This is a genomic window from Duganella rivi, from assembly GCF_009857435.1.
GTDB lineage: Bacteria > Pseudomonadota > Gammaproteobacteria > Burkholderiales > Burkholderiaceae_D > Rugamonas > Rugamonas rivi.
Map to the genome: position 1 here is coordinate 239,483 of NZ_WWCK01000004.1, position 26,575 is coordinate 266,057.

The 26,575-nt window shown below is 62.9% G+C and carries 19 protein-coding genes; 6 read left to right on the top strand and 13 right to left on the bottom strand.

Features of this window, described 5'->3' with window-relative positions; translation table 11 throughout:
* The first annotated feature begins 19 nt into the window (after window positions 1-19).
* Window positions 20-2,125: a TonB-dependent siderophore receptor gene (locus tag GTP45_RS13545; protein ID WP_229258451.1), complete on the top strand. Its 2,106-nt coding sequence runs from the start codon at window positions 20-22 to the stop codon at window positions 2,123-2,125.
* Here the strand turns inward: GTP45_RS13545 and GTP45_RS13550 are convergent.
* From GTP45_RS13550 to GTP45_RS13560, 3 genes are read right to left on the bottom strand one after another with little or no spacing between them, the layout of a single operon-like run.
* Entirely contained in the window at window positions 2,122-4,722 is a 2,601-nt protein-coding gene (locus GTP45_RS13550) for a bifunctional diguanylate cyclase/phosphodiesterase (RefSeq protein WP_161014418.1), read from the bottom strand. The genes GTP45_RS13545 and GTP45_RS13550 overlap by 4 nt on opposite strands.
* Window positions 4,719-5,132 (bottom strand): phosphate ABC transporter substrate-binding protein, encoded by a 414-nt coding sequence (locus tag GTP45_RS13555; protein WP_229258452.1) that lies wholly within the window; start codon window positions 5,130-5,132, stop codon window positions 4,719-4,721. The genes GTP45_RS13550 and GTP45_RS13555 overlap by 4 nt, the downstream gene beginning before the upstream one ends.
* Window positions 5,133-5,167: 35 nt before the next feature.
* Window positions 5,168-6,412, bottom strand: coding sequence for a porin (locus GTP45_RS13560; protein WP_229258453.1), 1,245 nt, complete (start codon window positions 6,410-6,412; stop codon window positions 5,168-5,170).
* A 306-nt stretch (window positions 6,413-6,718) separates the two neighbouring features.
* Here GTP45_RS13560 and fur point away from each other — a divergent pair, with 306 nt between their 5' ends.
* On the top strand, window positions 6,719-7,171 hold the full coding sequence (gene fur / locus GTP45_RS13565; RefSeq protein WP_161014420.1) for a ferric iron uptake transcriptional regulator: 453 nt from the start codon (window positions 6,719-6,721) through the stop codon (window positions 7,169-7,171).
* Here fur and GTP45_RS13570 read toward each other — a convergent pair.
* On the bottom strand, window positions 7,134-8,051 hold the full coding sequence (locus tag GTP45_RS13570; protein ID WP_161014421.1) for a LysR family transcriptional regulator: 918 nt from the start codon (window positions 8,049-8,051) through the stop codon (window positions 7,134-7,136). The two genes, fur and GTP45_RS13570, sit on opposite strands and share 38 nt — an antisense overlap.
* A 125-nt stretch (window positions 8,052-8,176) precedes the next feature.
* Here GTP45_RS13570 and GTP45_RS13575 point away from each other — a divergent pair, with 125 nt between their 5' ends.
* Window positions 8,177-9,169, top strand: coding sequence for a zinc-dependent alcohol dehydrogenase family protein (locus GTP45_RS13575; RefSeq protein WP_161014422.1), 993 nt, complete (start codon window positions 8,177-8,179; stop codon window positions 9,167-9,169).
* On the opposite strand, the gene GTP45_RS13580 is transcribed toward GTP45_RS13575, so the two are convergent.
* From GTP45_RS13580 to GTP45_RS13605, 6 genes are all read right to left on the bottom strand, one after another.
* A complete protein-coding gene (locus GTP45_RS13580) occupies window positions 9,159-9,824 on the bottom strand; it encodes a FecR family protein (protein WP_161014423.1) in 666 nt (221 codons plus the stop codon). The two genes, GTP45_RS13575 and GTP45_RS13580, sit on opposite strands and share 11 nt — an antisense overlap.
* A gap of 47 nt (window positions 9,825-9,871) precedes the next feature.
* The gene (locus tag GTP45_RS13585) at window positions 9,872-11,530 is read right to left on the bottom strand and encodes a methyl-accepting chemotaxis protein (protein WP_161014424.1); all 1,659 of its coding nucleotides are present in this window, start codon (window positions 11,528-11,530) and stop codon (window positions 9,872-9,874) included.
* A 14-nt stretch (window positions 11,531-11,544) separates the two neighbouring features.
* Window positions 11,545-13,473 (bottom strand): putative bifunctional diguanylate cyclase/phosphodiesterase, encoded by a 1,929-nt coding sequence (locus GTP45_RS13590; protein WP_161014425.1) that lies wholly within the window; start codon window positions 13,471-13,473, stop codon window positions 11,545-11,547.
* A gap of 4 nt (window positions 13,474-13,477) precedes the next feature.
* Entirely contained in the window at window positions 13,478-13,879 is a 402-nt protein-coding gene (locus GTP45_RS13595; RefSeq protein WP_161014426.1) for a response regulator transcription factor, read from the bottom strand.
* A 98-nt stretch (window positions 13,880-13,977) separates the two neighbouring features.
* Window positions 13,978-14,601: a response regulator transcription factor gene (locus tag GTP45_RS13600; RefSeq protein WP_161014427.1), complete on the bottom strand. Its 624-nt coding sequence runs from the start codon at window positions 14,599-14,601 to the stop codon at window positions 13,978-13,980.
* Complete coding sequence (locus GTP45_RS13605; protein ID WP_217363354.1) at window positions 14,588-15,997, bottom strand: sensor histidine kinase; 1,410 nt, start codon at window positions 15,995-15,997, stop codon at window positions 14,588-14,590. The genes GTP45_RS13600 and GTP45_RS13605 overlap by 14 nt, the downstream gene beginning before the upstream one ends.
* Before the next feature lie 157 nt (window positions 15,998-16,154).
* Between GTP45_RS13605 and GTP45_RS13610 the strand changes: the two genes are divergently transcribed.
* The 3 genes from GTP45_RS13610 (at window position 16,155) to GTP45_RS13620 (ending at window position 20,556) form a co-directional block, all read left to right on the top strand.
* Window positions 16,155-17,606: an aminotransferase-like domain-containing protein gene (locus tag GTP45_RS13610; protein WP_161014429.1), complete on the top strand. Its 1,452-nt coding sequence runs from the start codon at window positions 16,155-16,157 to the stop codon at window positions 17,604-17,606.
* Between the two features lie 62 nt (window positions 17,607-17,668).
* Window positions 17,669-19,297 (top strand): methyl-accepting chemotaxis protein, encoded by a 1,629-nt coding sequence (locus GTP45_RS13615; RefSeq protein WP_161014430.1) that lies wholly within the window; start codon window positions 17,669-17,671, stop codon window positions 19,295-19,297.
* Complete coding sequence (locus tag GTP45_RS13620; protein WP_161014431.1) at window positions 19,294-20,556, top strand: EAL domain-containing response regulator; 1,263 nt, start codon at window positions 19,294-19,296, stop codon at window positions 20,554-20,556. The genes GTP45_RS13615 and GTP45_RS13620 overlap by 4 nt, the downstream gene beginning before the upstream one ends.
* A 14-nt stretch (window positions 20,557-20,570) precedes the next feature.
* Here the strand turns inward: GTP45_RS13620 and GTP45_RS13625 are convergent, their stop codons facing one another.
* From GTP45_RS13625 to GTP45_RS28705, 3 genes are read right to left on the bottom strand one after another with little or no spacing between them, the layout of a single operon-like run.
* On the bottom strand, window positions 20,571-21,491 hold the full coding sequence (locus GTP45_RS13625; protein ID WP_161014432.1) for a bestrophin family protein: 921 nt from the start codon (window positions 21,489-21,491) through the stop codon (window positions 20,571-20,573).
* Window positions 21,488-23,779 carry an FdhF/YdeP family oxidoreductase gene (locus GTP45_RS13630; RefSeq protein ID WP_161014433.1) on the bottom strand — a complete coding sequence of 764 codons (2,292 nt, stop codon included), beginning with the start codon at window positions 23,777-23,779 and terminating at the stop codon, window positions 21,488-21,490. Before GTP45_RS13630 ends, GTP45_RS13625 begins: the two co-directional genes overlap by 4 nt.
* A 12-nt stretch (window positions 23,780-23,791) precedes the next feature.
* Window positions 23,792-26,530, bottom strand: coding sequence for a bifunctional diguanylate cyclase/phosphodiesterase (locus GTP45_RS28705; protein ID WP_229258454.1), 2,739 nt, complete (start codon window positions 26,528-26,530; stop codon window positions 23,792-23,794).
* Window positions 26,531-26,575: the final 45 nt, after the last annotated feature.

Below are 26,575 nucleotides of genomic sequence, written 5' to 3' on the forward strand. Positions count from 1 at the left end.
CTTATTCAAGGAGTAGTGCATGCCCCGTCACCTGCCTTTGCGCCCCATGCTGCTGGCGCTGTCGATGATTTACGCCGGCCACGGCGTCGCCGCCGATGCCCCGGCCGATGCGCCCGACACCCAACTGCAAACTGTGACGGTCACCGGCGCCGCCGAGCATACCTACACCGCCCGCGAGACCAAGTCCGCCGGCAAGCTGGAATTGACGCTGCGCGAGACCCCGCAATCGGTCTCGGTGGTCACCCGCGCGCTGATGGACGACTTCAAGCTCGATAACATCAACCAGGTGCTGGCCGCCACCACCGGCGTCACCGTCGAAAAAGTCGAAACCAGCCGCACCTACTACACCGCGCGCGGCTTCGACGTGGTCAACTTCCAGTACGACGGCATCGGCCTGCCGCAAGTGTTCGGCAACGTGCAAGGCGATCTCGATACCGCCCTGTACGACCGTATCGACATCGTGCGCGGCGCCAACGGCTTGATGGCGTCGACCGGCAATCCATCGGCCACCGTCAATTTCATCCGCAAGCGCCCTACCGCCAGCACCACGGCAAGCGCCAGCGTCACGCTCGGCTCGTGGAGCAACCGCCGCGTCGAAGGCGATGTCAGCACCAAGCTCAATGAAAGCGGCAGCGTGGCCGGCCGCGCCGTGCTGGTGCAGCAGGAAAGCGACTCCTATCTCGACCGCTATTCGCCACAGAAAACCGTGGCCTACGCCGTGGTCGAGGCACAGCTGGGCAAAGACACCCTGCTCAGTGTCGGCCACACCTACGAAGCCAATCGCAACAAGGGCGTGATGTGGGGCGCGCTGCCGCTCAACTATGCCGACGGCAGCCCGACCGATTACCCGATCGGCACCAGCACCTCGGCCAACTGGTCGCGCTGGGACACCACCACCAACACCAGCTTCGTGGAACTGAACCACAACCTCGGCCAAGGCTGGAAGGTTCAAGGCACGCTGAATTACATCACCGACAAATCGGACTCGGATCTGCTCTATGTTTACGGCACGCCCAACAAGGTGGGTGGTGGCGGCTTGTACTCCTACCCTTCGCAGTACGCGGCGGATCAGAAGCAAACGCTGGCCGATATCTCGGTCGATGGCAAATTCGCACTGGGCGGCCGCCGGCATGACCTCAGCTTCGGCTACAACTGGTCGCGCTCCAAGCTGAATGACGTGTCGCACTACGGCCAAGGCATCGGCACCGAGATGCCGGGCCAAACCGCATTTGACGGCAACTATCCGAAACCAAGCTTCGACGCCGCCACCGACGGCAGCAACTACGAAGACCGCCGCAACACCGTGTTCCTGGCCGCCCGCTTCAATCTGGCCGACGACTGGAAACTGCTGTCAGGCTTAAACAGCACGCGCGCCAAGAGCAATGGCAATTCCTACGGCACCAGCAAGTACAAGTCGGCCAGCAAAACTACGCCATACGTGGGCGTGGTGTATGACATCAACCGCGACCTGTCGGCCTACGCCAGCTACACGGAGATCTTCAATCCGCAAAGCGAGATCGACGCCACCGGCACGCCGCTCGATCCGATCGAAGGCAAGACCACCGAGGCCGGCCTGAAAGCCGCGCTGTTCAACAACAAGCTCAATGCATCGGCCGCGATCTTCAAGACCAGGCAAGACAACACCGCCGAAGCAGCGGGCATGATCGGCACCAAGACCTACTACCGCGGCGTGAATGCGGAATCGCAGGGCTTCGAGTTTGATTTGTCGGGCGAAGTGGCCAAAGGCTGGCAAGCCAGCGCAGGCCTGACCCGTTTGACTTCGCTGAAAGGCGACCATGGTCAAGCCGTGCGCACCTTCGTGCCGCGCACCACGCTGCGCGTGAACACCACCTACGTGCTACCGGGCCTGCCGGCGCTGAAGGTGGGCAGCACCTTCGCATGGCAGAGCGAGACCTCGGTCGATCAAGGCGGCGGCATCCGCTCGGTGCAATCGTCGTACGGAACGCTGGGTTTGATGGCGCGCTACGACATCGACAAGCACCTGGCGCTGTCGGTCAATCTGAACAACGTCAACGACAAGAAGCACCTCACCAGCTTGTACTGGACGCAGGCCTACTACGCCGCGCCACGTAACGGCAGCGCGACGCTGACCTGGTCGTACTAAGCTGCTTGCATGGCTGGCGCGTTGAGTAACGCCGCCAGCTGTGCCGGAGGAAGCGGACGGCTGAACAGATAGCCCTGCATCTCGTCGCAGCCGTTCTCGCGCAGGAAGCTGCGCTGCTGTTCGGTCTCCACGCCTTCCGCAATCACGCGCAAGCGCAGGCGGTGGGCCAGCCCGATGATGGAGCTGGCAATCGCCTCGTCGCCGCTGCTGCGGCCCAGGTCGCGCACAAACGATTTATCGATCTTCAGCGTGGAAATCGGGAACGACTTCAGCGCCGACAGGCTGGAATAGCCGGTGCCGAAATCGTCGATCGACAACGACACGCCCATCGCCCTGACTTGCGCCATCTTGGCCACGGCCTGCTGCAAATCGCGCATGATGACGCCTTCCGTCACTTCCAGTTCCAGCCATTCCGGCGCCAGGCCGCTATCGGCCAATGCCTGCTGCACGCGTTCGACCAGGCGCGCTTCCTCGAACTGGCGCGGCGAGACGTTGACCGAGATGCACAGCGGCGGCAAGCCCGCATCCTGCCACGCGCGATTTTGCACGCAGGCAGTGCGCAGCACCCACTCGCCCAGCGCCACGATCATGCCGCTTTCCTCGGCCAGCGGGATGAAGCGATCCGGCCCGATCACGCCGTGCTCCGGGTGATCCCAGCGCACCAGCGCTTCGACGCCGAACACGCGGCCGGTGTGCAGGTCGACCTTCGGCTGATACACGAGCCGGAACTGGCCGTCGTCCAGTGCATTGCGCAAGCCTTCCAGCAGCACCAGTTTCTCTTCGATGCTGGCGTTCATCTCGCGGGTGTAGAACTGACAGTTGTTCTTGCCCTTGTCCTTGGCGCGGTACATGGCCGCATCGGCGTTCATCAGCAGGGTTTCCGCATCCGTGCCGTCGTTCGGGTAGACCGCCACGCCGATACTGCAGCTAACCTGCACCTCTTGCCCGCACAGGCAAATCGATTGCAGCACCGCTTCACGCACGCGCTCCAGCACCGGCGCGGCATCGACGCCCGATCCCGGCTCGGTCAGCAGCAGCACGAATTCATCGCCGCCGAAGCGGCCCACGGTGTCGGCCGCGCGCAGGCAGCCGGACATGCGTTCCGCCACCACCTTTAGCAGCTCATCGCCGGCGTTGTGTCCCAGGCCATCGTTCACCAGCTTGAAACCGTCAAGATCGATAAACGCCACCAGCACCGAGCCGCCATTGCGCTGCGCCTGCGCGATGGTCATGTCGAGACGATCGGCAATCAGGCTGCGGTTCGGCAGGCCGGTGAGCGTGTCGTGGTGCGCGAGGTGCACCATGCGCTCCTCGGCCAGCTTGCGCTCCGAGATGTCGCGCACGATGGCAACCAGGCCGCCCTGCACCGCCACCACTTGCTGGTGCAGCCAGCGCGCGCGCAGCAGCGGCACGGTGTTTTGCCATTCCTGTTCGTGCACGCCGCCCTTGCGCGTGACGTCGATCAGATGCTTCATCATGCCGTTGTCGCGCGCTTCCGGGATCAATGTGCACAGCGTAGTGCCGCACAGGTAGTGCTTGCTGCAACCGGTCATCTGCTCCGCGCGCACGTTGGCGTCAACGATCTTGAAGTCGACAATCACGCCCCGTTCGTCTCGCACTTCGCGCATGACGAAGAAGGCATCAAGGCTGGCGGCCGATGCGGCGGCATAGGTTTCCTGCGCGCGCCGCATGTGGGTGCGATTGCGCGCGCCCTGCCATGACCACAACCACAGCAGACCGGTCACGAACACCAGCGCACCGCTTAGAATGCCGGCTTCCCAAATCTTTTCACGGCGCTGGCGCTCAAAGCCGGCCATCAATTCTTTTTCATCGAGGCCGATCAGCACATTCAAGCCGATGCCGTGCAGCTCGCGCATGCCGCTGTATTTGCCGATGCGGGCGTCCAGCTTGTGGCCGAAGGTCATCTTGTCGCCGCTGCGCAGCGCGCGCACCACGCCGTCAGTGCCGACCAGGCCCAGCATGCCGCGCTCGCCGAGGCGGCTGCGTTCATAGCTGCTGGTGAAGTAAGCCGGATCGGTTTCAACGATGACGATGCCGGCGAAGTTGCCGTTGCTGTCATCGAGCCGGCGCGTGAAGTGCAAATGCCATTCGCTATTGGCCGCATCGCGCGTGGCCGGGCTGACGTAGGTGGCGCCGCTGTCGCGCTCCAAGTGGAATTTGAAGTAGTTCTGCTCCGCCACCGAAATCGGCAGCGCACTCGGATTGCTGGCCACCGTCATGCCGTTGCGGTCGACGATGCTGACCACGAACACCACGCCCGGCGGCAGCAAGCCCTCGCGGCCCAGCTCCGGCAAGGCGCCCAGCGCGCCCTTGCGCTCCACCGCGTATTTCAGCATGCGCAGCGTTTGATCGATGCCGTCGATGCTGCGCGCTACCTGGGCTTCGTAGGTGCCCAGCATTTCGTGCAGCGAATCGGTGGCCGCTTCCTGTGCGTGTTCGCGCTCGGCGTCGATCTCGTGGAAGGTCACCACCCAAATCGCCACCAGCAGCAGCAAGGCGAACAGCGGCAGCGAGACGTGGGTGTCGAGACCGCGCCGCAGCCAGCGCGCGCGCAGGGTTTCCGTGGTCGAACTCATGGCATCACCTGTATGGCTTTGACGCTGGCGTCCAGCGCCGAACGGTCGATGTAGGCGATCATGGCCGGATTATCGGCCACCATCTTGCGCACGGCGGCGCTATTGGGCAGCTCACGCGGCGGCTGTCCGCGGCCGGTGAACACCATCTTGGTCCAATAGGCTTTCATCAAGGCCGGCGTGCGCGCCGCGACCCTGTTGTAGAACTCATCGCGCAGTGGACTGCCGACCGGCAGATCAATCGCAATCGCTTCCTCGCCGCTAGGGAAGCGGCCGGTCTGCGCCATGAAGATGGCCGCCACCTGTTCGGCGCGCAGCGACGTCACGGCACTCTTGGCCGAGACCACGACCACCAAGTCCGCCGCCGACGCAAACGCAGCCGCGCCCCATAGCAGCAAGCCTGCTAGCAGCAACCGCCATCGCAAAATTGTGAATAGCTGCTGCATGGTCAGAACACGAAATCAAGGACGGCGCTCAGCACCGTGATCGGCTGGCCGGAGCGGAAGCCCGGCTGCACGTTGATGAAAGTGCCGTTCGATCCTTGGTGCGGCGTGATGCGGTCGTACTGCAGCTTGAGCGCGTAGTTCGGGCACAAGTCCCAGCGCACACCGGCGCTGATGCTGTGCTGGCGCGGGATCGTCGCCAGCAATTGGTTCAAGCCTGCGTTCAACTGCGCACCCACTGCCGCTTGCTGCGGCGGCATGGCGCTGAGGTCAAGGCCTGCCGTCGCAGTTTCCATGTTCGCGCGCGAGGCGGAATACACGACGTACGGCGTGACATCGCCAATGCGGTAGCCGGCGCCGAGATAGGCCGCAGTCTTATCGCCGAGGAAGGAGTTGGCATTAATGCGGCCGATCTCGCCCATCGCAAACCAGTGGCCGGGATCGTAATTGAAACCGAGCGAGTAGACCACGGCACGCTTGGCGGCGAGTTCGTATTCATCGGCCAGCGCGTTGCCTTGCGCGCCGAATTGGCGCAAGCCGTCAAACAGGTCGCGCGCGAGGCCCACGCTCAGCTCCGCCGTCAGCACACTGGCGCGCACCGTCAGCGCGCCGGCCGTGGTGGTATTGGACACGCCAGCCAAGCCGCGCGCCTGCGCCCGCGCGCCAGGCGTCAGCGGCATGTCGGCGCGGCCAAACGACACTTGCGTGACGTGGTTGATATCGCCGCTCTGCCAGCGATAGCTGGCGTCCACGCCGTCGCTGTTGGAGATCGGAATAGCGCCGTACAGTTCCACCGGCGGCCGCACCCACGGCAGCGCATAACCGGCCTTGCGATAATCGCCGGTCAAAAACAGCGGCAGCGCAATGCGGCCTACGCGCAGGCTCAGATCCGGCGTCGCCTGGTATTGAATGTTGGCCCACTCCACCACCGGCGCATAGCTGTTTTGCAGTGTGCGCTCGGATACCAGTTGCAGCACGGCCGACCACTTGCTGTCCATGTTCACGCCAAGCTGCACGCCCACGCGGCTATCGACGGCGGCGCCCCAGCGGCGGCTGTAGCCGGCGTCGCCCGGATTGAGGCCGTTGGCGGTGAAATCCGATTGCTCGTCGCTGCTGTGCACCACGCCCACCGTGCCGAACCCGCCGAAGCTCGCGCGCGGCGTGTCTTCGCCTGCCAGCGCTGCGGTGGCGCAGCCCGGCATCGCGACAACGGCCGCAATGGCGCGCAGAATCGAAAGATTGACGTTCATTACACAGTTCCTTACGCGCGTGCGTGATCCACGCAGTAGCAGCGTTTATTTGGGCTGGGCGGGGGTTGTTCGGCAGGTGGCACGTGGATGGGGTGCCGGACCGAGGTATTTAATTAGAGCCATCAACTTTATACTTCCAAAAAGCAATTGTCGATGCTTTAGAGCAAATACTCTCCAGAAATCACACATTTTTGATGCGCTTAAATCAATTCTGATATCACGGGGATATCGAATTCACTCGTACATTGCTAAGAAAATAAATTTCAGATATAGTGAGAATAGGAATCATTATCATTATAGAGACACATGGATATCCCTCAAGAACTGCGCAAACTCGGCTTGAAAGCCACCCTGCCCCGCTTACGCATCCTGCAACTGTTCCAGGAATCTAAGAGCAAGCATCTGAGTGCGGACGACGTCTATCGCCTGCTGCACGATGAAAATATCGATATGGGATTGGCGACGGTCTATCGCGTGCTGATGCAGTTTGCCGACGCCGGCATCCTGATTCGCCGCCACTTTGAATCGGTGGCCTCGGTGTTTGAATTGAATGAGGGCGGTCATCACGATCACCTGATCTGTACCAACTGCGGCCGCATGGAAGAATTCCTCGACGCTGAAATCGAACAGCGCCAGGAAGCGGTAGCGGCCGAGCGCAATTTCGTGCTGCACGAGCACTCGCTGTCGCTATATGGTTTTTGCGGCGACTGCGCCGCAACCATCAAGCCGATGGCGGCCAAGAAGCTGCGGCGGACTTAAACACGTCTTCTACAAAATCGACAAACACCTTGATCTTGGCGGCGCGCTGGTGACGCTGTGGGTATAGCACCGAAACGTCCGGGCCTGCGGCCTGCCACTGCTCCAGCACTGGCACCAAGGCGCCGCTGCGTAGCTGCTCGATCAGCGACACCGACAAGTGCTGCACGATGCCGCCGCCCTGCACCGCCATTTCAATCAGCGAGTCCACGTGATCCATCGACACCACGCCGCGCGGCATGGCGGTGAACGGCTGGCCGTCTTGCTGGAAGCTCCATGGCCGCAGTTGACGCGCCTTGGGATAGATGAAGGTAAGGCAGGGCAAGCGGTCCAAGTCATCTGGATGTTCGGGCTTGCCGTATTTAGCGATAAAGTCCGGCGAGGCACAGCAGACATATTGGTTCTTGAAGATGCTGCGGCCGACCAGCGCAGAATCGGGCAGCTCACCGATGCGCAGCATCACGTCCACGCCTTCATCTACCATATCGATTAGCCGGTCGCTGGCCGTGAGGCGCACGCTCAATTCAGGATAAGCAGCGAGAAAGCGCGGCAAGGCTGGCGCCACGTAGCGCTGCGCCAGTATGCCCGGCATATCGACGCGCAGGCTGCCTCGCGGCTCGTGCAGCGAGTCGCTCATGCTCGATTCCAGCTCGTCCATCTCGTCCAACAGGCGGCGCGCTTGCTCGATGCAGCGGCGGCCTTCGTCCGTGAGCGACATGCTGCGCGTGGTGCGGTTCAATAGCTTGACGCCGAAGTGCGCCTCGAGCAGGCCGATTTGATGCGTGACCGAAGAGGTGGAAATCCCCAGTTTGGCGGCGGCGCGGCTGAAGCCTCCCGTGTCCACTACTGCGCAAAAAACCTTCAAGGCATCCAACCTGTCCATCTTCGCTCTCCCTCTCCTGTAGCGTGATTATTCACGATTTCGGGATACTGCGTCCTGGCTTGCCCTGTTTTTTGTTGCGCGCTGTGGCCGCAGAATGACTCCATCAATTAACCTCGGGAGTCATCATGCAAGCCATCGTACTTAACGCCTTCGGCGAACCGCTTACACAACAGGATATCGCACGCCCCACCGCCGGCCCCGGACAGGTGCTGGTGCGCGTGCACGCCAGCGGCGTCAATCCGCTCGACACCAAGATCGCCGCCGGCAAAGCCGATCACGCGCGCGCCGTGCTGCCAGCGGTGCTAGGTATCGATATGGCCGGCGTGGTGGTGAGCGTGGGTGAAGGCAATGATACGGCCTTCGCTCCCGGCGACCGCGTTTTCGGCATGACCGGCGGCGTCGGCGGCGTGGCCGGCTCACTGGCCGAATACGTCGCCGTCGACGCGCGCCTGCTGGCTCATATGCCGGACAGCCTGTCGATGCGCGAAGCCGCCGCCCTGCCGCTGATCTTCATCACCGCGTGGGAAGGCTTGGTCGATCGTGCCCGGGTCAGCGCCGGTAAAACAGTGCTGGTGCAAGGCGGCGCAGGCGGCGTCGGTCACATGGCGGTGCAATTGGCGGTGGCGCTGGGCGCGAAAGTCTACGCCACCGGCAGCGCAAGCCAGCGCGCCGCCATCGAAAGCATGGGCGCCATCTTTATCGACAGGGAATCCGAAGTGGAAGATTATGTTTTGCGCCATACCGGCGGCGCAGGTTTCGACGTGGTCTACGACACCGTCGGCGGTGCAGTGCTGGACGCTTCTTTCCGCGCCGCGCGCCGCTACCACGGCCACGTCGTCAGCTGCCTGGGCTGGGGAACGCACGCGCTGGCGCCGCTGTCATTCCGCGCGGCGACCTACTCCGGCGTGTTCACCCTGATGCCGCTGCTGACCGGCGAAGGCCGCGACAACCACGGCCACATCATGCGCGAAGCCAGCGCATTGATCGCCGAGGGCAAACTGAAAGTAATGCTGGATTCAACCCGCTACACGCTGAGCGCAGACAGCGTCAGTGCCGCCCACAGTGCGCTCACCGAGGGCACTGCGCGCGGCAAAATAGTGGTAGAGCTTACGGCGTAAGGGTTTCTGCGTCGCCGAAGGACGCTGGTGGAGTGAACTGCATGCCCGGATTGGTGAACATCTTCACCGGCTTGGTTTTATCGTCCTTGATAAAACCGAACTGCCCGGGATCGTAGCGGAACTCGCCGGCGCTGTTGACGATGGAGATGCCGCCCGCGCTCACATGCACGTGCAAGCCCGGTTCCAAACCCGGCGATGCATCAACATCCCCCTTGCCGGTCAAGTATTCAAGGAAGAACGTAGTGCCGCGTATGCCGATAGTGGCGCTAGGCGTCTTCATCGAAAACTTATCCTTGTTACGCCTGCCGAGAAAACCGGTAATCGAACGCAAACCGCCCTTCACCAGTGTGTACGCGGCGACGTCGGCTTCCGGCTTGGCCTCATCAAACGCAAACTGGTCGATCTTCACCGTGGTTCCCGGCTTGAGCGCCAATTCGCTGTTATCGATAAACCGCACTACCGCGTACGCACCGGCCGAAGTGACCAGCGTATCGCCGCTCTCCACCTCCGACTTCACCTGCAAAGCTTTCACCGTGCCCGCCGGCGAGCGCGCACTCATTGGCCCACTCACCTGCACCACCACGCCCGCAACCTGCGCGGCCTGTGCGCTGGCCACGCTAAACACCAGCAATAAACTTAGAAGGATGTGCCGCATGGCCTGTATGCTCCGATACCAAAACCGCAAGCATACATCAAATACATTCAGACTAGTCCTGCCACGTAATTGAGGCCGTTGTTTGAAGAAACTGGACGTGGCTTGGCTTTCGGCGTTACTGCTGCCGGCATGTCTATGACGGTCAGTTCTTCGCGCGGGGCGGCCAGTTTGAACAGGCTGACGCTGCGCGCGAGGCGCTCGGCTTGCTCTTGCAGCGAAACGATGGCGGCCAGCGATTCCTCCACCAGCGTGGCGTTTTGCTGGGTCACGCTGTCCATGGTCGCCAGCGTGCGGTTCACCAGTTGCAGGCCGAGGCTTTGCTCGCGGGTGCCGTTGCTGATGTCGCCCATCAGCGTGGCGCCGCGCAGCACGCCTTGCACCACGTCGTCGATGGTGGCGCTGGCGTCTTGCACGGCGCGGCTGCCGCCGCTGACTTCCGCCAGCGAATGTGCGATCAACTCTTTAATCTCTTTCGCCGATTGCGCGCTGCGCTGGGCCAGTGCCCGCACCTCGCCCGCCACCACGGCAAAGCCGCGGCCATGTTCACCCGCGCGAGCCGCTTCCACTGCCGCGTTCAGCGCCAGCAAATTGGTCTGGAAGGCGATGCTGTCCATCAGGCCAACGATGTCGCCGATCTTGCGCGACGAAGTGCTGATGCGTTCCATGGTCGCAGTCACCGTCGATACGGCTGCTTCGGCTTCGCGCGCCACGGTCGCCGTTTGATCCATCAATTTGTAGGCTTGCTCGGCCTTGTCAGCGTTGTTGGCCACGGTGCTGGTCAATTCCTCTACCGTTGCTGCGGTTTCTTCCAGCGTGGCCGCCTGCCCTTCGGTGCGCTGCGCCAGGTCGCCGGTACCGGCCGAAATTTGCGCCGACGCCGTGGCGATGGTGTCGGTGCCGCTGCGTACCTGCGTCACCATGCGTTGCAGGTTGGCGCTCATCTTGTTCATGGCGCGCAGTAGCTCCGCCGTTTCATCCTTGCCGGCGATGTCCGGGTCTACCCGCAGATCGCCTTCAGCTACGCGGCGCGCTACTTCCACCGCACGCGCCAATGGTACCGAGATCAAACGCGCCACGCGGCCAGCCAGCAGCAGGCCAAGCACCAGCGCGCCGGCCATGAAGCCGAAGATCAGGTGACGCGCATGCAGGTAGGTTTGATCAGCCGATTGCGCCGCCTGCGCGCTGCCGGTCTCGTTGATCGCCACCAGTTGGTCGATCAAATCCATGGCCTCGAAGTCGTACTTGCGCGATTCGCCGCGCACTACCGCCAGCGCGCCGATGTCGTCGCCGCTGCGCGATAGTGCCACCACCTGCCGCACCGCGCCGCGATAGGCATTCAGCGAGGTTTGCAGCCGGCCGATAATCTCCATCTCCGCGCTGCTGCGCGGTTGCGAGGCGTACGCCGTCAGCGATTGCTGCACTTGCTGCATCTGGTTTTCCATATCCTGCTCGTACTTGCGCAGGATATCCGGCTCGGTCGACACCACGTGGAACAGCTCAAAGGTGCGGAAGCGGGTCAGGCCGTACTTCACGTCCAGCGCATTGCGCACGCCCGGCGCCCAGCGGTGGTCGATTTCGTTGGTCACGCGATCCAGCTCATACAGCTGGAACACGGAGAACACCCCCAGCGCCATCATCAGCGCCAGCACGGCGGCAACCACCACGTTGAGTTTTTTGGCGATCTTCAAGTTGCAGAACCATTTCATGGCAATCTCCTTAATTATGCTGCCTGCAATTGCAGGCTTCCTTCGAGGAAGTTCAATGCGGATGCCGCCGGCAAAGGACGGCTGTAGTAATAGCCTTGTATCTCGTCGCAGCGCCAGTTGCTCAACATGGCGCGCTGGGTCTCGGACTCCACGCCTTCGGCGATCACGGTCAGGCCCAGGCTGTGGCCAAGGCTGATGGTGGCCTGCACGATGGCGCCCTGCTCGCTGACAGCATGCATATTGCGGACAAAGGATTGGTCGATTTTCAGTTTATGAATCGGGAAGCGCGACAGGTAGGCAAGGCTGGAATAGCCGGTGCCGAAATCGTCGATCGCCAGCTTCAGGCCCAGGGCGCGCAGGCGGTGCAGCAGGGCGATGGCGCTTTCCGCATCTTCCACCATCACGCTTTCGGTAATCTCCAGTTCAAGGCAGGCCGGATCGACATGCGTCGTAGCCAGCAGGTCTTCAAGATGCGCCAGGAAGCCCGGCGCGGCAAACTGGCGCGGCGAGATATTCACCGCCACCACCACGCGCTGGCCGGTCTCCGCTTGCCATACGCTGATCTGGCGGCAGGCTTCTTCCAGCACCCAGTTGCCAATAGCGACGATCAAGCCCGATTCCTCGGCCAGCGGAATGAACTCCGCGGGTGAAATCAGCTTGCCTTGCCGGCGCCAGCGCACCAGCGCCTCAAAGCCGATCAAGCCGCCGTCGTTGAGCGCTTGCTGCGGCTGATAATGCAGTTCCAGCTCGTTGCGCTCCACCGCGTGGCGCAGCAGCGACTCCATGTCCAGCCGCTCGCCCGCTGCGGCGTTGAGCTGATGCGAGTACACCACTAGCTGGTCGCCGCCCGCTTTGCGCGCTGCCTGCAGCGCGGCGTCGGCGTTGCGCAGCAGGGTGTCCGGTGTCTCGCCATGCAGCGGGAAGCTGACCGCGCCGAGGCTCAAGGTGGTGAAGATTTCATGGCCTTCGCAATCGTAAGGGCTGCGCACCTCGTCGCGCAGGCCGCTCAGGGCTTCGGCAAACTCCACGTCCTCGCACGCCATACGGTACAGGATCGCGAAGTTGGCGCCGTCGAGGCGGAATACCTCGCCGCCGCTGCGTTCCGCCGCGCCGCGAATGCGCTGTGCCAAACCGACCATGATACGGTCGCCAAAGGCGTGGCCAAAGCCGCCGACGATGCGCGAGAAGCGGTCAATCGTGCCGAGTACCACCACGTGCGGTACCTCAGGCAGCGAGTCAAGACGCGCCTCGAAGCTGCGGCGATGTGCGAGCCCGGTCAGCGGATCATGGCGCGCCTGATGGCTCAATTCATCTTCAACGCGAACGCGGGCCCGCACGTGGTACATCATGAACACGCAGGTCACCAGGGCCAGCACGTCGAATACGTGCACCAGCCCCGTGATCCAGCCGATGGCGTGATTCGCCATGCTGCCGCTGTCGACAATCTCCTCCTGCACGTGCTGCTGCATGTCGTCGATACGCAGGCGCAGGCGCTTGACTTCTTCGTTCATCTTGATCAGGACTGCACGCGCAGCAGCGGGGTTGCGGCCGATATAGCGTTCAAACTCCGGCGCCATCTGGACGATGCGCTGAGAGCCATCGCGCAGTGCACCCAGCTCCGGGCCATCACCCAGGCTGGGACGCAGTTGCGCAAGGGTGGCGTCGATCTCGCTGCGGCCCATGCTTTCCAGGAACTGGAAGCGATCCGGCGTAATCGAATCGGTGAAGCGTTTGTCGAAGGCCAGTTGATAGCGCAGCACCGCGCTTTCGAAATCGCCCAGGTAGCGCAATTGCGGAATGGTGCTGTTCAGCAGCGGCGTCTCGTTGCGGCGGATATTGTGCGCGGTGCGCTCCATGAAAACCGACAGCGTGACGCTGGCGATGATCACCAGCAGCAGCAAAATATAAATCAATCGGCGCGAACTGCTGGTGGTGTGATTCATGGGATTACTCCTCGACGTGAGTGGTGGCGTTGCCGCTGGCTTGTTTTAGGCACAGCAGCAGTTCGTTCGCTTCAAAGGGCTTGCTCAAAAAGCAGGAGGCGCCGCCCTGGAAGGCGCGCTTGCGCAGGGCAGCTTCAGGGAAGGCGGTCATCAGAATTACCGGCGTAGGATTGCCGTCGCGGCGCAACTGCTCCAGCAGCTCGATGCCGCTCATGCCCGGCATTTGCAGGTCGGTGATGACGCAATGGTGTTGATTCAGCGCGCCGGCCGCCAGCAGGGCCGCCGCGCAATCGTAGACTTCAACAGCGTAGCCGTAGGAACGTAACAGGCTGCGCAGGCCGACGCGCACTGCGGCGTCGTCGTCAACGATGGCGATACTGGAAAATTGTGGATCAGGATAAGACACTGGCTACTCCCATGTTCGGACGGCGACTCGCGGCCGTCCAGCGCATGGGAGAACAATACAGTCAGGGCGAGTTTGTGAAAATTATACGAGGGTATAGGTCAGGCTAAACCCAGGGCTTCGGCCATGCGCACCAAGTCGGCAAAGGTCTTGGCTTGCATCTTGCGCATGGCGTTCCCACGGTGGATTTTGACCGTGATTTCGCTGGTGCCAACCTCGCCGGCGATTTGCTTATTCATTAAGCCGCGCGCAGCCAGCGCCATGATTTCACGTTCGCGCGGCGTCAAAGTGGCATAGCGCGCGGTGACGCCGTTGCGGGCCTGGTCGCGTTCGCGCCGCTCGCGGTCGGCCGCCAGCGCCGTGTGAATGGCGTCCAGCAGGTCTTGGTCGCGGAATGGTTTTGCCAAAAAATCAACCGCGCCGGCCTTCATGGCCCGCACCGACATCGGAATATCGCCATGGCCGGTCATGAAAATGATGGGCAGCGCCACGCCGTCGCGATTCAGCTCGGCCTGGAAATCCAGCCCGCTCACGCCCGGCATGCGCACGTCCAGCAGCAGACAGCTGGTGACTTCCTTGCGCGGCTCGGCCAGGAACGCGGCCACCGAGGGGAAACTGGCAATCTGCATGCCGACCGAACGCAAAAGGCTGGAGATGGCGTCGCGCAGCGGCGCCTCGTCGTCGACGATGTAAATCAGCGAGTCTGAATAATCAATTGGAGTCATGGACGGGCAAGGTGAAGAGGATGGTGGCGCCGGCCACCGGGCTGTCTGGTGCGGAAGGCTTGGCCCAGATACGGCCGCCGTGGTTTTCGATGATGGAGCGGCAGATCGGCAGGCCCATGCCCATGCCGTCTTCCTTGGTGCTGTAGAAGGCTTCAAACAGGCGCGGAACGGCGGCCGGCGGGATGCCGGGGCCGGAGTCGCTAACAGTGACTTGCAGCGCGCCGTCCGCATTCAGGTACGTTTGCACCGTCAGCACCGCTTGCCCCGGCGGGCACGCTGCCATGGCCTGTATCGCGTTCATCAGCAGGTTGATAAAGACCTGCTGTAGCTGCACGCGGTCGCCCAGCACCGGCGGCAGATTGGGCGTCAGGCCTAGCATCAGCGCCACATGGTTGTTATTCAGTTCGCGCCGAACCAAGTCCACGCTCTCCTCCGCCACCGCTTTCAAATCCAACTCCGCCTGCTGCGGCTCGCTGCGGCGCGCGAGCGCGCGTATGCGCTTGATCACGCCGGTGGCGCGGGCGCTGGCTTCCAGGATGCTGGTGACGCTGGCGCGAGCTTCGTCCAACTCGGGCTGCGGGCGATTCAGCCAGCGCAGACAGGCCTCGCCGTTGGTCGAGATGGCGGCCAGCGGCTGATTGACCTCGTGGGCAATGGAAGCGGCCAGCTCGCCCAGCATGGTGACGCGGGTGGCGTGCGCCAGTTGCACCTGCGAGCGGTGCAGCGCCTGCTCCGCCAGCACCGCCGCCGTCACATCGGTCAGCGCGCCCAGATATTCGATCTCGCCATCATTGGTGTGGCGCGGACGCGCCAGCACATGCACGTATTTGAGTTCGCCGTCCGGCATCAGGAGGCGGTGGCGCACTTCGACTTCGCTCTCGCCGCGCAGCGACTGCTCCATCGAAGCCTGCACGATGCCGCGATCCTCCGGCGCGGTGTGGGCCAGCACCAGCTCCATGGTCGGCTTCAGATCCAGCGGATAGCCATAAATGCGGGCTGCTTCGTCCGACCAGCACATCTCGCCGCTGGGCGTCTTGAAACTAAAGCTGCCGGTCTTGCTGATGCGCTGGGTGCCGGCCAAAAAGGCCTCGCTGCGGCGCAGCGCTTCTTCGCGCGCCAGCAAGGCGTTGGTGGCGGCCTGGCCGCGCAGAACCAGCACGCACGTGACGCAAATTGCCAACAGCCCGACCAGCAAGCGGCCGGAAGCTGCCGCGGAAAATACCTCGCTATGCGTCAGCACATAGGACAGCAGCGTCAGGCCGATACAGCTGGCCGTCGCTTGCAGCACGCCGCGGCGGCCCCATATGCTGGACGAGATGAGAACCACCACCACGTACATGACGGCGATGGCCATGTCGAGCGGCGAGAAGGTGTCGATCGCAAAGATCAACAGCATGAGACAAATTAGAAGCGCGGACATCCAGGGAGTGCGGGGTACCCGTAACATGCCTATCCTTATGGGTTATATTGGCAACCTACTTAATTATAGTGTGGTTTGACGGGCTTGCACCCTATACTCCGGTATGGGTAACGCATCACCGGGGAGAGCGAACGTGAAATTGTATGAAACGCTGGCCGCCGATATCGCCAGCCAGATCGCACAAGGCGTGATCCGCGAAGGAGAGAAAATCCCTTCCGTGCGCCAGACCAGCCAACACCACAACCTCAGTGTCTCGACCGTGATCCGCGCTTTTCTGCTGCTGGAGAGCCAAGGCTTGATCGAAAGCCGTCCGCAATCGGGCTATTTCGTGCGCCGCAAGCCGAATGTGCAGGCCAGCACCGTCGCCGATGAACCGCCCGCGCCGGCCGCGATGGCGCGCGGCGCAACGCTCGACACCAGCGAGTTCGTGCTCACCACCCTGCGCTCGATCAAGCAAGGCAGCGTACCGCTAGGCTCCCCCTACCCTGATCCCGCGTCCTTCCCATGGGCGCGCCTGAACCAATATGCCAACGCGCTGGGGCGCCGCGTCGGTCAAATGGGCATGACCGCCGACCTGCCGCCCGGGAATCCTGAATTGATCCGCCAGATCGCCCGCCGCCACCTGGAAAACGGCCTGTCGGTCGATGCCGGTGAGATCATCGTCACCACCGGCGCTACCGAGGCGCTCAATCTGTGCCTGCAAGCCGTGGCGCCGCCGGGCAGCGTGATCGCAGTGGAGTCGCCTACCTATTACGCACTGCTGCAGGCGATAGAGCGCATGCGCATGCACGTGGTGGAGATCGAGACCGATCCGGCGCACGGCATCAACCTCGAAGCACTGGAGCGCGCGATAGTAGAAAAAGGCGTAGCGGCCTGCATGGTCATGCCCAACTTCCAGAATCCACTGGGCTTCCAAATGAGCGATGAGCGCAAGCGCGCCATGGTGGAGATGCTGGCGCGGCACGACGTGCCGGTCATCGAGAACGATGTCTATCACGAGCTGTATTACGGCGACGTCCATCCCACCTCGCTGAAGAACTACGACACGCGCGGCCTGGTCTTGCACTGCAACTCCTTCTCCAAGACGCTCAGCCCCGCCAACCGCATCGGCTGGGCGCTGCCCGGTCGCTACAGGGCGCAAGTGGAGAAGCTGAAATTCCTCAATACCCTGAACACGCCTGCCCTGCCGCAGCTGGCGATTGCCGAGTACCTGAAGAACGACGGCTACGATTACCACCTGCGCAAAGTGCGCAAGACCTACGCGCAGCAGGCCAACATCATGGCGTCAGCCGTGCGGCGCTTCTTCCCGCCGGGAACCAGTGTATCGACGCCGGCGGGAGGATACCTGCTGTGGGTGAATCTGCCGGACGGCGTGCGGGCGCTGGAACTGTATGCGCGGGCACAGGAGCGCGGCATCAGCGTCGGCGCCGGGAATATCTTCGCCACCGGCGACGCTTTCCAACATTGCATTCGTCTTAACTACAGCTATCCGTGGACAGCGGAAGTGGAAGCGGCCGTGCGCACACTGGGCTTGCTGGCCGAGGAACTGACCAACTGTACTCCCCGCAAAAAGGCCAATCTGTAGCCATCGACCAGGCACGGTCTCACTTATTCTGACAGCATGCCACTCCACAGGGTAAAACTGTCATGAAAACCGCTCGCATCAAGGTCGCCAATCTCCTGCTCACGGGCTTTGGCCTGATCTGCTTATTCCTCGCCGCCGTGATTGCACTGGGCCTGTCGGAACAGGCCAAGCTCAATGCCGCCACTGCCGCCATGGCCGATGACCGCTGGCCCAAGATCGAGTTGGCCACCGACGTGCGCCTGCGCGTGACCGATATCGCGGTCTCGCTGCGCAACCTGATGCTCACTACTGACGCCAGCGTGCGCGCGCGCCAGGTCGAGAGCATCGAGGGCTATCGCCGCGATGCGGAAGCCAGCATCGCCGAACTGGATAAGCGCGTCGTCACGCCTGCGGGCCGTGCCGCGCTGGGAAAAGTGGTGACAGCGTACAAGGATTACACATTGGGCCAGAACAAGTTGATCGCGCTGGTGCAGGCAGGCCGCGACGAGGAAGCCCGCACCTACCTGAATGAACACGTCAAGCCCATGCTGGCCGCCTGCCGCGAAACGCTGGCTGCACAAATCGGCAACGAGGTAACGCTGATGCGCGAGGCACGCGAGCAAGCGGCCGAAGCTTACACGGCCACCCGTATCAAAATGCTGGGCCTGGGCGCCGCAGCGATGCTGATTTCGATCACCGTGGCAGCCTCCATCATCCGCCGCTTGCGGCGCGATTTGGGCGGCGAGCCGGATCAGGCAGCGCGCACTGCGGCCTGCATCGCCGACGGCGATTTGACGCGCGCGATCACTTTGCGAGAGGGCGACCGTAGCAGCATGCTGTACGAAATGGAGCACATGCGCGATAACCTCAGCCAACTGGTAACGCAGGTGCGTTCGGATACGGAGATGATCGCTGCCGCCTCCAGCCAAATCGCCAGCGGCAACCTGGATTTGTCGGCGCGCACCGAGCAGCAGGCATCCAGCTTGCAGGAGACGGCGGCCGCGATGGAAGAATTGACCGTGACCGTGCAGCAGAATGCCGATCACGCGGCGCGCGCCAACAGCCTTGCGCAGCATGCTTCCAGTGCAGCCAGCAAAGGTGGGCAAGCCGTAGCCGCCGTCACCGTGCGCATGGAGTCGATCCGCGCCTCGGCGGCGCAAATGGCGGACATCATCAGTTTGATCGACGGTATCGCCTTCCAGACGAACATCCTCGCGCTAAATGCGGCCGTGGAAGCGGCGCGTGCCGGTGATGCCGGCCGCGGCTTCGCCGTGGTGGCCGGCGAGGTGCGCCAGTTGGCGCATCGCTCGTCCGATGCGGCGCGCGATATCGGCGCGCTGATTCAGGCGGCGGTGGCGCAAGCCGGCGCCGGCGACCAGCAAGTGAGCGAAGCGGCGGCCGCGATGCAGGATATCGTCGACAGCGTCGCCCGCGTGGAAGAAATCATGGCGCAGATTAAGCACGCCAGCGCCGAGCAGCACGCCGGCATCCTCGCATGCAGCCACGCCGTGATGCAGATGGATCAAGGCACGCAGCAGAACGCCGCACTGGTGGAACAAGTCGCCGCCGCAGCGCAGGCGCTGCAAGAACAATCGGGCCAGCTTGAGCAAGCCGTTTCACGCTTCAAGATCGGCGCCGCGCGGCAGCCTCACAAGAGCACCGCCAAAGTCATCACCGACGGCCGCGTGGCATTCCGCACCGTCCGCGTATGAGTGCTCACCATGATACCGCTCCTGCCCTGCGCGCCGTCCTGATTGACGGCAGCGGCTCGGATCTCGAGACCGCCGTCGCGCAATGCCGCCTTGCCGGCATCATCGTCAACGGCTGGGCTGACAATGGCGCTGCCGCGCTGGAGCTGATTGAATCGCTGCCGGCGCCGCCGGATCTCGTCATCATGGAACTAGACCTACCAGATATGGACGGCCCAGACCTGCTGCAAGCGCTCTCCATGCTTGAACCGGGCCTTCCCGTCATCATCACCAGCCGCCACAGCGCGCGCCTGCACGACGCCGCACTCACACTCGCGTCCGCGCTCGGCCTTGACGCGCTGGCCGCATTGCCCAAGCCACTCAACGCCCAGGCGCTGCAAGACGCTGCACTCAACTGCGAGCCAGCCAGCGCCCGCAACACCGCTCCGGCGCGCACCCACTGCGACGCCGGCCTGCCGCGTCCCGACGCCGGCGAAGTGCTAAGCGGCCTGCATCACCACCAATTCGAACTGCATTACCAGCCCAAAGCCTCCCTACAAGACGGCTCGCTGCGCGGCGCCGAAGGTCTGATCCGCTGGCGCCACCCGCAACACGGCCTGCTCTCCCCTGCCTGCTTCCTGCCGCAAACCGAGGCTGCCAACCTGGTCGATGTGATGACCGTGGAAGTTGTCCGCATGGCGCTGCAAGACTGGAAACGCTGGCACACCGAAGGCCTGTCGCTGCCGATCTCCATCAACCTGTCGCCGCTATCGCTGGCCGATCCTCACCTCGCCGAAGAACTGATCACGGCCGTGAACCAGGCCGGCGTGCCGCCGCGCGCCATCATCTTCGAAATTATCGAACACGAAGAAATCGCCGATCTGGCGACCGCGCTGCGCATCCTCATCAAGCTGCGCATGCACGGCTTCGGCCTCGCGCTGGACGACTACGGCGCCGGCCATGCCTCCATGCTGCAACTGTCGCGCTTCCCCTTCACCGAAGTGAAACTGGATCGCCGCCTGATACACGGCGCCGCCAAGCGCCCGCACATGCTGCCGCTGCTGCGCCATACCATCGCCTCCGCCCGTGAACTGGGCGTGACGACGGTAGCAGAAGGCATCGAGCTGGAAGAAGACCGCCAACTGCTACGGGAATTAAACTGCGACCTGGCGCAAGGCTATTTGATCGCGCGGCCCATGCACGCGCGTGCACTGCCGCTGTGGCGCGAAAAATCAGCTGCGGCAGGAAAAGTGACGGGGACGGTCATACAGCTGCGGCCATAAAACAGCCGCATTCCTCACGAGATGTTATAGCGTTTGCACGGCTCCAGCTGTTCCGGCATCTCTTCGCCGCACTGCTCCAGCAGCGAGCGTTCGATATTGCGCGTCATGGCGTTGAGCGCGAGGCAGTTAGGATCGGTGCCGAATGGCTCGGAAATTTCCTGCGCAATGGCTTCCAGCGCAAACAAGGTGTAGGCGACGAACACGCACACCAGCGGCGTGGCCATGCCCAGATCCGCCACCAGGCCGAATGGCAGCATGAAGCAGTACAGGTAGACGGTGCGGTGTACCAGCACGCCGTAAGCAAACGGGATCGGCGTATTCGAGATGCGCTCGCAGCCGCCGACCGACGCGGCCAGTTCGCTCACTTGCGCATCCAGTATCCACAGCAGCGGTTCGCCCGCACCGCGTTTGCGGCCGGCGCGCGCCAGCATCAGGCGGATGCGATCCAGCAGCGCGACCGGGATGTAGTGCATGCCGCGCAGTTCTTCCGCTTCTTCCCGGGACAGGTAGCGCGCCAGATCCTCGGACGGATCGGTGCCGCGCAGCTGGTGCGTCAGCGCGTACACGAAAGCGATCAGGCGCTGCACGAACAGCTTGCGCTCAAAGCCGTCGCCGTCTTCGGGCAGATAGTTGATGACCTGCGAGGTCAGCGCGCGCGCCGCGATCAGGATGCGGCCCCAGATCTGGCGCGCCTCCACGTAGCGGGCATAGGCCGCGTTGTTGCGGAAGGCGAGAAAGATCGCCAGGCTGACGCCCACCAGCGGGAATGGCACCGTATCCAGCGGAATCCTGGCGCCGAAAATATGGCCGCGGGTGACTACCGCCAGCACGCTGATCGCGAGGATCAGCAGCAACTGCGGCACGATGGTTTTAAGTACGGAGCCATCCCATACGAACAGCATCCGCAACCAGTTGGTTGGCGGACGGATAATCATGATGATTCCGCAGGCGTGAGCAACACTGGAATGGACTTGGAGGTTGGCGTACCAGCGCCGTCGGCCACGCTGTTCAGCGGCACCAGCGGATTGGTCTCCGGGTAGTAGGCGCCGATGCAGCCGCGCGGGATATCGTAAGCCACCAACATAAAGCCGCCAGCGCGGCGCTCCACGCCGTCATCCCACACGCTTTCCACATCGACCCAATCGCCTGCCTTCATGCCCAGCATATCGATATCCAGCTGATTGATAAAGATCACCCGGCGCATGCCGAACACGCCGCGATAACGGTCGTCCAGCGCATAGATGGTGGTGTTGTACTGGTCGTGCGAACGGGTGGTCATCATCACCATCAAGCGCTTGCCGTACTTGGCTTGGGCGCGGCGGATCGGCGTATCCAGGTCAATCTTCTGCGGCACGAATTGCGCCTTGCCGCTGGTGGTTACCCATTCGCGCTCGCGCGATGCCACCCTGAGGTGAAAGCCGCCAGGCTTGGCGACGCGGGCGTTGTAGTCGTAAAAATCATCGAATACTTTTTCGATGTCATCGCGGATGATGGCGTAATCGTCGCGGTAGGCCTTCCACTTCAGTTGATGGCGCCCGCCGAGCGTAGCCTCGGCCATGCGCGAGACGATGGCGATTTCCGACAGCAGGTTCGGCGAAGCAGGCTTATTCAAACCGAATGAGATGTGCACCATGCTCATGGAGTCCTCCACCGTCACGCCTTGCGGCTTGCCGTTTTGCAGATCGATCTCGGTGCGGCCCAAGGTGGGCAGGATCAGCGCCTTGCGGCCGTGGATCAAGTGGCCGCGATTTAGCTTGGTGGCGATTTGCACCGTCAGCGCACACGATTGCAGCGCCTTGAAAGTCAGCGGCGTATCGGGTGTCGCCATGGCGAAGTTGCCGCCAAGGCCAATGAACACCTTGACCTTCCCTTCCGCCATGGCGCCGATGGTGGCCACCACGTCGTAACCGTGATGGCGCGGCTGCGCAAAGCCGAACACGCGTTCCATGCGGTTGAGGAAAGCGGCTGTCGGCTGCTCTTCGATGCCCATGGTGCGGTCGCCCTGCACATTGGAGTGGCCGCGCACCGGGCACAAACCCGCGCCGCGCTTGCCGATCTGGCCGCGCATCATCATCAGGTTGGACAGCATCTGCACCGTCGGCACCGAGTTCTTGTGCTGGGTCAGGCCCATGCCCCATGTGGCGATTACGCGTTCGCCCTTGATGTAAATATCCGCCAGCTGGTCGATCTGCGAGCGCGGCACACCGGAATCGTCCACCAGCAGCGCCCACTTTTCCGCGCGCAGGTCGCGCGCAAACTCGGAGAAGCCGACCGTGTGCTCGTTGATGAAATCCATATCCAGTATGCGCGGCAGGCCGATCAGCACCGCGCGGTCATCCAGTTCCAGCACGCGCTTGGCCACGCCCTTGATCAGCGCAAGGTCGCCGCCCAGCTTAGGCTGCACGAACATGGAGCTGATCGGCGTGCTGGACATGGTCAGCATCTCAACCGGGTGCTGCGGGCTGGTAAAGCGCTCCAGGCCGCGCTCGCGCAGCGGATTGATGGAGACGATGGTGGCGCCGCGGCGCGCACATTCGCGCAGCTCGCCCAGCATGCGCGGGTGATTGGTGGCCGGGTTCTGGCCGAAGATCAGCAGCGTGTCGGCGTGTTCAAAGTCGTCCAGCGTCACCGTGCCCTTGCCGATACCGACCGTGCCAGGCAAGCCACGGCTGGTCGCTTCGTGGCACATATTCGAGCAATCCGGGAAGTTGTTGGTGCCGTAAGCGCGCACGAACAGCTGATACAAGAAAGCCGCCTCGTTGCTGGCGCGGCCGGAGGTGTAGAACGCAGCTTGATTCGGATCGTCCAGCGCATTCAGTTCGTCCGCAATCAGTTTGAAGGCGTCGTCCCATGCAATGGGCGCGTACTTGTCGCTTGCCGGATCGTAGGCCATCGGATGCGTCAGGCGGCCATGCTGCTCCAGTTCATAATCCGATTGCATCAGCAATTCCGCTACCGTGTGCTGGGCGAAGAAGTCCGGCGTCACGCGCTTGCTGGTCGATTCGGCCGCCACGGCCTTGACGCCGTTCTCGCAGAATTCGAAAGTGGAAGCGTGCTCGCGGTCGGGCCATGCACAGCCGGGGCAATCGAAACCGTCCGGCTGGTTCTGTGCAAACAGCGATTTGTAATTGATGCCGCTGACCCGTTCCTTGAGCAGATTGATCGCCACGTATTTCAGTGCGCCCCAGCCTGCGGCAGCGTGGTGATAGGGTTTGATGGCCATGCTTATGCTCCCTTATATCGACATGTCCAGCATAGCGGCGAGCTGCTTCGAAGAAGGAGTACAGTCTGTATCGCCACCGGGGAGTACAGCCAGTGCCAGCTCCGCTACCGGCGTCGCGCGGCCGAACAAAAATCCCTGGAAAGCATTACAGCCAAAGGCTTCCAGCGCTTCCCACTGATCGCGCGTCTCCACGCCCTCTGCCACCACGGCGAGATCCATGCTGTAGGCCAGCGTGATGATGGCGCGCACAATGCTGGAAGCGTGGCGGGTGAGCAGCATGTCGTGTACGAACGACCGGTCGATCTTCAATTGATCGATCGGCAGCAGCTTCAGATAGCTGAGCGAGGAATAGCCGGTGCCGAAATCGTCCAGCGCGAAGCCGACGCCATGGGCTTTCAAGGTTGTCATCTTTGCGATCACGTCATCCATATCGGTGAGCAGCATGCTCTCGGTCAGCTCCAGCTTGAGCAGGCGCGGATCGGCGCCGGTGCGCTCCAGCACCGCCAGCACTTGATCGACAAAGGTAGGCTGGCGGAACTGGCGCGCGCTGACGTTGACGGCCATGCTCAGGTGCGCGTTATCGGCGCTGCCCGCCCACTGCACCAATTGGCGGCAAGCCGCTTCCAGCACCCACTGGCCCAGTTCCACGATCAGGCCTGACTTCTCTGCCTGCGGAATGAAGTCGCCCGGCGGGATCAAGCCGCGCTGCGGATGCTGCCAGCGCAGCAGTGCTTCCACGCCGGTGATGCTGCCGCTATGGCCGACCACCGGCTGGTAATACAGCCGTAGCTCATCGCGCTGCAAGGCGAAACGCAAATCCGCCTCCAGCGTGGCCGATGCGTCCAGCGCCACCTGCATGTGTGGATCGAAGAAGCGGAACGTGGCGCGGCCGGCCGCCTTGGCTTCGTACATCGCCATATCGGCCTGCCGCAGCAAGTCGTTGATGGTGTGATGCTCGGCGCCGAACAGCACCACGCCGATGCTCGGGGTGCTGCGCAGTTCGTGCGCGTCCAGCGTGTAGCAGCGGCTCAGCGAATCGAGCACCTTGCCGGCGACAGCGGCGGCGTTGCCCATGGCTTGCTGCTGGTCTTCTCCCAGGTCTTCCAGCAGGATCACGAATTCATCGCCGCCGAGGCGCGCCACGGTGTCGCTTTCGCGCGTGACTTCACTGAGGCGGAACGCCACCATTTCCAGCAGGCGGTCGCCCATGTCGTGGCCCATGGTGTCGTTGAGCGATTTAAAATTATCGAGATCGACAAACAGCACCGCGCCATGATTGCCGCCGCGCGCAGCCTTGGCGATAGCGTGATGCAGGCGGTCCAACAGCAGGCGGCGGTTCGGCAGATTGGTCAAGCCGTCGTAAAACGCGAGATGGGCGATTTCGGCTTCCGCCAATTTGCGGGCGCTGATGTCCATGCGCGTGCCGAGCATGCGCATCGGCTTGCCGTCGGCGGCGCGCTCCACCACCCTGCCCCGGCTCTGCACCCAGATCCAGTGGCCGGCGCGGTGGCGCATGCGGTACTCGGCCTCGAAGGAGCGCGAGTTATCGGCAAGATGGGCGCTCAACGCCGCTTCGATGGCTGGAATGTCGTCGTCTTTGACCGAGGTGCGCCAGTCGATGGCGCCGGAGTTAAGTTCATCGCGCGTGTAGCCCAGCATGGCGGCGGCGCGGCCGTCCACGGTGCGCACGTCATCGACCATATTCCATTCCCACAAACCGAGATTGGCGCCGTTTAGCGCTAGTTCCACTTTTTCCGCCGCCAGCGCCTGCTCATTGGCGCGCGCCTCGGCCAAATCCTCCAGCACCCGGCGGCGGCGCTGCACCAGCACCAGCGCACCGCTGGACGTCAGGCCGAATACCAGCCACGCCACGCCGCAAGTCCACGCCATGCTGTGCCAGCCGGCCGCCATCAGGGCTTGATTGCGCCCCAGACTGACCACCAGCGTCTTGTCCAGCCCCAGCCCGCGCAGCAGCATGGTGCGCTGAACTACCAGCCGCTGCTCGCCGCTGGTGGATGGGCCGTCCAGCACCGTCTCGGCGCGGCGGCTGCGCTGATGGCGCACGAAGAAGGGATCGGGAGCGGCGCTGGTATTGCGCATGGCGGTGGGGTCTGCGGGAACGAACAGGATGCGGCGTCCGCTGTCCTCTGTGATGGCGCTATTCATGTCCGGCGCGTACAGGGCCGAGCGCATCACGGCGTCGAAGTATTCGGGATTGAGAATGGCGCTGACCGCGCCGTCGTTGGAGCCGTCCGCGCCGATCACCGCCATCGACAGCTTGATGTTAAAGACACCCGGCGTGTTTTCGTAGGGCTGCGACAGGTACATGGTGTCCGGGTCGCGCATGCGTTCCACGCGGCTGGTGTAATCGTGATCGTCAAGGCGGCGGTCGCGCAGGTCGTCGTCGGACAGTACGATGTCGCCCTTGCGATCCAACACCAGCAAGGCGCGCACGCCGGGCATGGCGCGCTTGAGCGATTGCAGCAAGGTGCGGCGGCAATCGGCGCTGCACGAGCTGGCGCCATGCAGCGTGGCGCGCATGCTGTCCAAGGCGCTGCGCACGCCCTCCAGCTGGTGGCTCAGGTTCTCGTCGATGATCAGCGTCTGCAAGCGCATGCGCTCAACGTTGGAGGCCATGATCAGGCCGCGCTCATTCCAGACGAAATACACGATCAGCAAACCGCTCAGGGCCAGCACAAACCCCAGCATCAGCCACTCGGCGGTCAATTTCTTGTAGTGTTGGATGAACATATGCCCTCCCGGTTTGACTAGTCGTCAATATAGTTGCGGGAACGG